This window comes from Daejeonella sp., from assembly GCF_049655485.1.
Classification (GTDB): domain Bacteria; phylum Bacteroidota; class Bacteroidia; order Sphingobacteriales; family Sphingobacteriaceae; genus Daejeonella.
In genome coordinates, this window is the sequence record NZ_JBASJU010000389.1 from 19,724 (window position 1) to 28,910 (window position 9,187).

A 9,187-nucleotide genomic window follows, 5' to 3' on the forward strand; every position below is an offset into this window, starting at 1 on the left:
CTGTTAACCGGCTTATTGACTTTGCCATAATAGGGATAATAATTTTATACTTTTTGTAAAATTCAGGACATTTTAATCTCCAAAGTGTCCATAATTTTAGCATTACATGATTCTATTCCTTACAGAAAGCTAATCAGCCTTACTATCTAAACACTGTCCATTTTATAACCAAATTCCATTCAAATGAATTGCTTAAACACTAAAAATCAATAAATGAAAAAACAAACTACCTCATTCACCAAAATGCGATTTAAAAGAAACTGGAGGATAAAAAGCATGAGCTTATTATCTGCCGCTCTTCTTATGGGCTCCGGTATCCAATCTGCAGAAGCGGCTTTGGAAAATAATTTCAGTTACCCCTCCATAAAGCCAGCCAGTATAAAAAACCTGGGCAAAGATGCTCTGGCGGATATACCTGTGAAAGGAACAATTACTGACCAGAAGAACCGTGAAGCACTTATTGGAGTTTCAGTAAAAGTTAAAGGCAGCAACACGGGAGTTTCAACGGATGTAAACGGGAACTTCTCCTTGGACGCTCCAGAAAATGGAACTCTGGTTATTAGTTATATCGGCTATGAAACAATAGAAGTTGCCGTCAATAGCAGATCGACGATAAATGTAGCTATGACGACGTCTAATACGTCGTTAAATGAAATCGTTGTAATCGGTTATGGTTCTCAAAAAAGATCGGATCTGACCGGCGCTGTAGGGTCGGTTAGTGAAGCAAAACTGAAGGAAAGGCCCGCATCATCACTTAACCAGGCTCTATCCGGTAAAGTTTCAGGAGTGCAGGTTAACACGAACTCCGGCCGTCCGGGGGGAAGAACCAATGTCAGGATCAGGGGTTTCAGTTCGATAAACTCCTCAAACAACCCTTTATATGTTATAGATGGAGTTATGCTCCCTATAGGTAACCAGGTTCAGGCAAGTCAGGCCATTGACTATATCAATCCAAATGATGTAGTATCTGTCGAAGTATTGAAAGATGCTTCATCTACTGCAATATATGGGGCAAGAGGTGCCAACGGAGTTATATTGATCACTACCAAACGTGGTCAGTCAGGGGAAGGAAAGGTAACTTATGATAGTGATTTTAGCGTCCCTACAATAGGTCCAAATCCCACAAGAGTGTTGAACACTGCGGAATACATGGCAACGGAAGATCTAGCGTGGAAAAATATGGAAAAATTCGATCCCACCGGATGGGCTGCTGGAAAATGGGCGAGTTTGAATCCCAAGCTGCGCCGTACAGATCCACGATTATTCGACAGTTCAGGCAACCCTCTTTATGACACTAACTGGCTTGAAGAAACAACACAAAATAAACTTTCGCAAAATCATCAATTGGGCTTCACCGGTGGTAATGAGCGGAACTCTTATTCTGCCTCACTCGGTTATCGTGATGATCAGGGACTTTTGAAAAACTCTTACCTTAATCGTTATTCTGGAAGGTTTACCATAGATGATCAGATTAAAAAATGGTTAAAAATTGGCGGTACACTCAGCTACACTACTCAGTCTGAAAATATAGTGGATCAAAGTGATGCTGTAGGACGCCAGATTGTTGAAGATTTCCCGTTTCTTCCTGTAAGATATGCTGACGGAACATTTGCTAATAACAGGGATTTTCCACAGGCAGAAGGATCGTTCAGTTCAATGCATCGATTATCGGGCACCAAATTTATACTAAATACTCAAACAGCACTAGGCAGTATGTATTCAAATATAAATCTGGCTAAGGGCTTAGAGATGCGTACTATTCTTGGTGCAAACATCCTTACGCAGGAACAGAATACCGCTGTAACCCGGACATTAGCCATAGCTCAGCAAGGAACTGCATCAGCAAATAACAGGAAAGAAAGATTCTGGTCATTGGAAAATTATCTAACGTACAATAAAAAATTTGCGGATATCCATTCTTTTACTGGCTTACTTGGTGTGTCATGGCAAGAAACTAATTTCTTCAACATGTCAGCCAATATTCAGGGATTTGCGACAGATTATTTCGCCTTTAATAATCTTGGTGCAGGAAGTTTATTACCATCTGTAGGTTCGAGTGCATCCAGAAACGCCTTCAACTCTTATTTTGGCAGGATCAATTACAGTTTACAAGATAAATATCTCTTAACCGTTACGGGAAGGGCTGATGGCGCTTCGAAGTTCGGTGAAAATCACAAGTTTGCATTCTTCCCATCTGCAGCACTAGCCTGGAGAGTGTCTGAAGAAAGTTTCTTAAAAGACAACCCAACCATTTCCAGCTTAAAGTTGCGCGCTAGCTTTGGATTAACAGGTAACTCTGAAATCCCTGCTTATTCATCTTTATCGCTTCTCAGTTCAAATTATGCAGCTGTTTTTAACGATGTACGTGTAGGTGGAACAGGAATCAATCGTTTGTCAAATCCGGATTTACGTTGGGAAAAAACTGCTCAAAGTGATATCGGTTTAGAACTGGGTTTATTTAAAGGCAGAATTTCTTTTGAAGCTGACGTTTACTATCGTAAAACGACAGATATGCTTTTGGATGCTCCCGTTCCACGTACAAGTGGCTTCGCGACTATCAGAAAGAACGTAGGATCGATGGAAAACAAGGGTATTGAACTTGCACTTAATACCATCAACTTTGAAGGCGATAACTTCTCATGGAATACTACCTTCAATATTTCAATGAATAGAAACAAGGTACTTTCCTTAGCTACTCCTTCTGACATTTTTGGTATTGGGGGACCTAATTTCACCAATCCAACCAACATTATACGTATTGGGGAAGCTGCAGGATCATTCTGGGGATTAACTAGACTAGGAACTTGGAAAGAATCTGAACGTGCGGAAGCTGCAAAATTTGCCAGTTATCGGAATGGAATTACCATTCTTCCTGGCGATATTAAATATAAAGACGTAAACGGCGATTATGCCATTACGGATGCCGACAGATCGATTATTGGAAATGGTAGCCCAAAAGCTTGGGGAGCATTCCTAAATACATTCAGGTATAAAGCTGTTGATCTGACGCTGGAACTTCAATATTCATATGGCAATGATGTGCTTGACATGACTCTGCATTCAAGTGAAGACAGGGTAGCGCTTGCAAATAGTTATGCTACCGTGTTGAACGCATGGACACCAGAAAATCAAGACACTCCTATCGCTCAAATCCGCGATACAAGGGCAGGTTATGTAACCAACGTCGACACTCATTGGATAAAAGATGGATCGTTCATCCGCGGAAGAAATCTCTTGCTGGGTTATACCTTCCCATCAAGCACTACTCAAAAACTTCGTTTAAACAGACTTAGGGTATATGCTACAGGTCAAAACATTTTCCTAATCACTCATAAAGAGCTTAATGGGGATCCCGAAACAACACCGACCGGGGGTTATGCAAATGATGGCAATAATGTGTTCTCTCAGGGCATGTTCTGGCACAGTTATCCAAAACCTACAACTTTCATGTTAGGACTTCAAGTTGGTTTATAAATTATTTAAAAAGACATCCATATGAAATTTATTAATATATCAAAAGCCCCAATCAAAGTGATCCTGTCGGTAGGACTGTTGCTCGGGACGGGTTGTAGCAACTTCCTTGATGAAGCAGCTCCTTCAAACCTGACTCCGGAAAACTTTTACACGATCCCGGATCACGCAGAGGCCGCTATTGCCGCCGTATATGACAATACCAGATTTATTGGAGATGGCGCAGGAATTTTTTCGTCCAACTGGCAATTACTTGAAGCACCTACTGGTACCTCGACTACTGAAACAGCCCAAAATTCGGATTTGAATAATCTTTATTCACTGACTTATGATGGGAATACCCAACACATTGTTAACTGGTGGAATGGAGTTTATCGGGTGATCGCTCAGGCTAACCTCGTGTTAGATAAAGTACCCGCAATTACGCCTATGAATGATGCTCAGAAAAAGAAAATTTTAGGAGAAGCACACTTCCTTCGTGCCTGGGCATATTTCTACGCTGTTAGATTATGGGGTGATGTGCCAATTGTAACAAAACCTCAAAGCGTGGCTTCTGAAGACTTCAGTCCGTCAAGAAGCAATCAAGAGGCCGTTTACAAACTGATTGTTGAAGATCTTCAGGCAGCGGAAGCAGCTGGTCTTGCATGGATGGACGTCAGCGGACGGGTTTCAATGGCCGCGGTAAAGTCACAATTAGCGAAAGTTTACTTAACAATGGCGGGGCAACCACTAAATAAAGGAGCTTCACATTATAAGCTGGCTGCGGATAAAGCCAATGAAGTTATTGTCTATGCCAATGCTAATCCAGCAAGCATCAACCTATTCCCGACTTACAGTGACGTGCACAAGGAAAGCTTGAAGAATAGAGTTGAACATATTTTTATGCTTCAATATAATACTCTGGTTGCTGGCAATCCAATGGGAAATATGCTCCCTAACTTTAAACCTGTAACGTTTGCTGGTCCGGGCGGTACTGGAAGTACTGTTCCTACTCCTGCTTTTTACAATTCCTATGCAGCTGGCGATTTACGTGCTAAAAATCAGGAAGGATACTTCTATACCAGCTACTTTACCAATGGCAATGGTGCACCATTTAGCTTAGGCGCTCCTTATATTTTTAAGCACTTTAATACTACGGCATTCGGTTCTGCGGGAGTTGCAGGTACACGAAATAACAACCTGAATGTTCCTTTAATCCGATTTGCAGAAGTACTATTAACATTTGCAGAAGCCCAAAACGAAGTTGGCGGTCCTACAATGGATGCTTATAATGCATTTAAACGAATCAGAGACAGAGCAACATTAGTAACCCCAGCCTTCGGAACCTATAACCAATCCACCTTCAGAGAAGCGGTATGGAGAGAGCGCTGGCACGAACTGTGTTACGAAGGCATCACCTGGTTTGACATGGTCCGCCTGAGAAAGGTGTATAATGAAACTACGAATGGCTTTGATAATTTCGTGGGACACATCAATAAAAGTTCCAATCAAGCTTTGCAGACTAAACATCTTTTATTCCCATTAGGTGTTCAGGAAATGAATAATAATCCGAATTTAAAACCTCAAAACCCGGGTTATTAAATTAAATAATTACATTAAATCCCCATTTGTATTGCACAGATGGGGATTTTTTATACACTTTGTATTTGAACCTTTAAAAAATAAAGCAGAATGAAACAGGCATTACGCAGCCAGCAATGGTTTGGAAAAAAAGGCAAAGATGGATTCATTTACCGGGCCTGGATGAAAAATCAGGGGATTCCTGCAGATGAATTTGAAGGAAAGCCGGTTATAGGGATATGTAACACATGGTCTGAACTCACCCCTTGCAATTCCCATTTTAGGGAACTCGCCGAATCAGTTAAAAAGGGAATAATTCAAGCAGGGGGTTTCCCAGTGGAGTTCCCTGTCATGTCACTGGGGGAAACACTGATCAAACCAACAGCTATGCTGTACCGAAATTTGGTTAGTATGGATGTGGAAGAATCCATTCGAGCAAACCCTTTAGATGGGGTAGTATTGCTTTGTGGCTGCGATAAAACCACCCCATCTTTGGTAATGGGCGCATGTAGTGTGAATATCCCAACTATAGTAGTTTCTGGCGGCCCTATGCTGACCGGTAAATATAAGGGTAGAGATATCGGAACCAGTGATATATGGCGCTTTACGGATGACTTGCGTGCCGGGCTGATGACGGAGGAAGAACTAAACATGGCGGAAGCTGGAATGTGCCGGAGTCATGGCCATTGCGCTGTAATGGGTACTGCATCCTCAATGGCTTGTATGGTAGAATCATTAGGCCTTTCGCTGCCCGAAAATGCAGCCATTCCCGCTGCTGATTCCAACAGGAAAGTTCTGGCACAGCTCTCCGGCAGAAGGATAGTTGAAATGGTGAAAGAAGATCTTAAATTATCTGATATTCTAACTAAAAAGGCTTTTGAAAATGCCATTAAGGTCAACGCTGCAGTAGGGGGCTCAACCAATTTTATTATCCATCTGTTAGCTATTGCCGGAAGAATAGGTGTTCCGCTCGACATCACTGAATTTGACCGTCTATCCAATTCCATTCCCCTGTTGGTCAATTTGCATCCTGCAGGAAAGTTTTTTATGGAAGACTTATATTATGCCGGCGGGCTACCTGCCGTGTTAAAAGAGCTTGACACCATACTGAATACCGATTGCATCACTGCAAACGGAAAGACATTGCAGGAAAATTACCAAAATGTAGAATGCTATAACCGGGAAGTAATTGCCGGACTTAATAAACCCTTTAATAATGCCACAGCATTGGCAGTTTTACAAGGGAATCTATGTGAAAATGGAGCCGTTATAAAGCCCTCAGCTGCAAGTCCGCATCTTTTTCAGCACACTGGGAAAGCGGTTGTTTTTGAAAATATTGAGGATTACAAATTACGCATTGATGACCCCGACCTTCCTGTAGACGAAAACAGTGTATTGGTATTAAAAAACGTTGGTCCGAGAGGATACCCGGGAATGCCGGAAGTGGGCAATATGACACTTCCCGTAAAACTACTGGCACAAGGGGTTAAAGACCTCGTCAGGATTTCCGACGGCCGCATGAGCGGAACAGGTTTCGGAACGGTAGTCCTGCATGTTTCTCCCGAAGCTACCCTGGGAGGTAATTTTAGTGTGCTGCAAACCGGCGATATGATTACTCTGGACGTACCCGGCAGAACTTTAAACGTGGAGCTTTCGGAAGAAGAATTATCGCGAAGGAAAAACCAGTGGAAGCCGCTCCCTCCGGACATTGAGAGAGGTTATGTAAATTTGTATGTAAATAACGTTGAACAGGCTCATTTAGGAGCAGACTTCGGCTTTTTAAAAGGAAATTCGGGAAGTAAGGTTTCAAGAGATTCCCATTAAATCAATATTTAAATGATCATAAAAGCTTTCGACAGCAAAGTAGTTATAGTGACAGGTGCGGGACAGGGTATCGGTTTCGAAATATGCCGGCAAATGGCAAAAGAAGGTGCCGTGGTCTTACTTAATGATTTGGATGAATCACTTGCCCGCCATGCGGCTGAAACTATTCAAGAAGAAGGGGGAAATTGTATTGCCTATGCGGGCGACTCAAGTAATCTGACTTTTATTGAACATCTAGTAAATTCGGCAGTCAGCAAATTCGGCCGCCTGGATATAGTTATTGCGAATGCCGGTATAACCCTCTTCGGCGAATTTCTCAGCTATCCCCTGGAATCTTTTATGAAGGTGATGAACGTAAACCTGGCTGGAACATTTTTCCTGGCCCAGGCTGCTGCCAGACAAATGAAGAAACAGGCATCAGGGGGGTCTCTACTATTCACTTCTTCAGTTACCGGTCATCAGGCACATAAAAACCTGGCCGCATATGCAATGACTAAAGCAGCAATTGAGATGCTCGCGAAGAATCTGGTAGTGGAACTTTCTCCATATAAGATAAATGTGAACACGGTGGCACCCGGCGCTACAATCACGGAAAGGACGGCGAGCGATCCTGATTACGAATCTACCTGGTCAAAACTTACCCCAATGGGTAGAGCTGCTAATACTACGGATATAGCAAAGGCTGCAATGTTCTTGGTATCTGACCATGCAAAACAAATAACCGGGCAAAGCCTGATCATTGATGGAGGCTGGTCGTCTATCAGCCCGTCGCCGTTTTAATAACCCAGCCCAGATTTACCCTTGTCAACCTATGCTGAGCGATCGAACTTCAGGACATCAGAAGAGATAATCCGCTTTTGGGTGGATATGAATATTAGCTCCAAAAGATAAAATCAATTTCTATCTTTGCGGCCTTAATAGTATCAAGTATTAGTAAAACTTAACAGTGACCAGTAAACGGTAATCAGATTCAACTGTCAACTGTCCACTCTCAACTTTCAAATAAAATGGCATTACAGTGCGGAATAGTCGGCCTGCCTAACGTAGGAAAATCAACATTATTTAATTGTCTATCAAATGCGAAGGCACAGGCGGCTAATTTTCCTTTTTGTACAATCGAACCAAATATTGGGGTCATCACCGTGCCAGATCCCCGGCTAACCAAGCTGGCAGAACTGGTACAACCACTTAAGGTACAACCCAATACAATTGAAATCGTAGATATTGCCGGGCTTGTAAAGGGCGCTAGCAAAGGTGAGGGACTCGGGAATCAATTTCTCGGAAATATTCGAGCAACAAGTGCGATCATCCATGTTTTGCGTTGTTTCGATGATGACAATGTTATCCACGTCGATGGATCTGTAGATCCCATCAGAGATAAAGAGATCATCGATACCGAACTTCAGCTAAAAGATCTTGATGCCATAATCAAAAGGATCCAGAAAGTTGAGAAAATGGCTAAGACAGGCAATGATAAAGATGCCAAAAAAACCTACGAGGTTTGTAACGTCGTAAAGGCCCACCTTGAATCTGGAAAATCTGTCCGCACCGCTCCTTTAAGTTTAGAAGACAGAGAATTCATTGCTGATCTGTGGCTTCTTACCGAGAAGCCCGTGCTCTACGTATGTAATGTTGACGAAAAATCGGTCACGAGCGGTAACAGCTATGTAGAAAGAGTTCGCGAAGCAGTAAAAGAGGAAAATGCTGAAGTTCTGGTTATTTCGGCTCAGATCGAAGCAGAAATTGCATCTCTGGATAGCTACGAAGAACGGCAAATGTTCCTTGAAGATCTTGGTTTAACTGAGTCGGGAGTAACAAAGCTTATACGTGCTGCTTATAAATTATTAAATCTGGCCACCTATTTCACTGCTGGTGTACAGGAAGTTAGGGCGTGGACTATAACTCAGGGTTTCACCGCACCTCAGGCCGCTGGTGTGATCCATACCGATTTCGAAAAAGGTTTTATCCGTGCGGAGGTAATTAAATATGATGATTTCGTAAGCCTGGGATCAGAAGCTGCATGTAAAGAAGCCGGAAAATTAGGTGTTGAAGGCAAAACGTATATCGTGCAGGATGGAGATATCATGCATTTCAGATTTAATGTTTAAATCTTGCCACTGAAAAGCGAATAGCTATATTTGCCAATAATGTGCCCATAGTTCAATGGATAGAATTGCAGATTCCGGTTCTGCTGATGGGGGTTCGAATCCCTCTGGGCACACTTTCAAGCCTGTTACCCACCTGCGGTAACAGGCTTTATTATTTTAATGAGGCATTTATTTATTTTTTTTCAAACCATATGGTATGGTCTTTGGTAATTATAAGTAGTTAC

The 9,187-nt window shown here is 42.3% G+C and carries 5 protein-coding genes and 1 tRNA gene; all 6 read left to right on the forward strand.

Annotated elements, in window-relative coordinates; genetic code table 11:
* Positions 1-213: 213 nt before the first annotated feature.
* The 6 genes from WBJ10_RS15875 (at position 214) to WBJ10_RS15900 (ending at position 9,076) form a co-directional block, all read left to right on the forward strand.
* Positions 214-3,474, forward strand: coding sequence for a SusC/RagA family TonB-linked outer membrane protein (locus WBJ10_RS15875; RefSeq protein ID WP_424292044.1), 3,261 nt, complete (start codon positions 214-216; stop codon positions 3,472-3,474).
* 21 nt (positions 3,475-3,495) lie between these two features.
* On the forward strand, positions 3,496-5,052 hold the full coding sequence (locus tag WBJ10_RS15880; RefSeq protein ID WP_424292046.1) for a RagB/SusD family nutrient uptake outer membrane protein: 1,557 nt from the start codon (positions 3,496-3,498) through the stop codon (positions 5,050-5,052).
* 90 nt (positions 5,053-5,142) lie between these two features.
* Complete coding sequence (locus WBJ10_RS15885) at positions 5,143-6,855, forward strand: IlvD/Edd family dehydratase (protein ID WP_424292048.1); 1,713 nt, start codon at positions 5,143-5,145, stop codon at positions 6,853-6,855.
* 12 nt (positions 6,856-6,867) lie between these two features.
* The gene (locus WBJ10_RS15890) at positions 6,868-7,635 is read left to right on the forward strand and encodes an SDR family NAD(P)-dependent oxidoreductase (RefSeq protein ID WP_424292050.1); all 768 of its coding nucleotides are present in this window, start codon (positions 6,868-6,870) and stop codon (positions 7,633-7,635) included.
* A gap of 227 nt (positions 7,636-7,862) precedes the next feature.
* A complete protein-coding gene (gene ychF, locus WBJ10_RS15895; protein WP_424292052.1) occupies positions 7,863-8,963 on the forward strand; it encodes a redox-regulated ATPase YchF in 1,101 nt (366 codons plus the stop codon).
* Positions 8,964-9,004: 41 nt separating this feature from the next.
* Positions 9,005-9,076: transfer RNA gene (locus WBJ10_RS15900), tRNA-Arg, on the forward strand.
* The last annotated feature ends 111 nt before the right edge of the window (positions 9,077-9,187 follow it).

Excerpts from the sequence above, each read along its gene's own strand:
- WBJ10_RS15875 (WP_424292044.1), top strand. The coding sequence starts at position 214 with ATGAAAAAACAAACTACCTCATTCACCAAAATGCGATTTAAAAGAAAC.
- WBJ10_RS15880 (WP_424292046.1), top strand. The coding sequence starts at position 3,496 with ATGAAATTTATTAATATATCAAAAGCCCCAATCAAAGTGATCCTGTCG.
- WBJ10_RS15885 (WP_424292048.1), top strand. The coding sequence starts at position 5,143 with ATGAAACAGGCATTACGCAGCCAGCAATGGTTTGGAAAAAAAGGCAAA.
- WBJ10_RS15890 (WP_424292050.1), top strand. The coding sequence starts at position 6,868 with ATGATCATAAAAGCTTTCGACAGCAAAGTAGTTATAGTGACAGGTGCG.
- ychF (WP_424292052.1), top strand. The coding sequence starts at position 7,863 with ATGGCATTACAGTGCGGAATAGTCGGCCTGCCTAACGTAGGAAAATCA.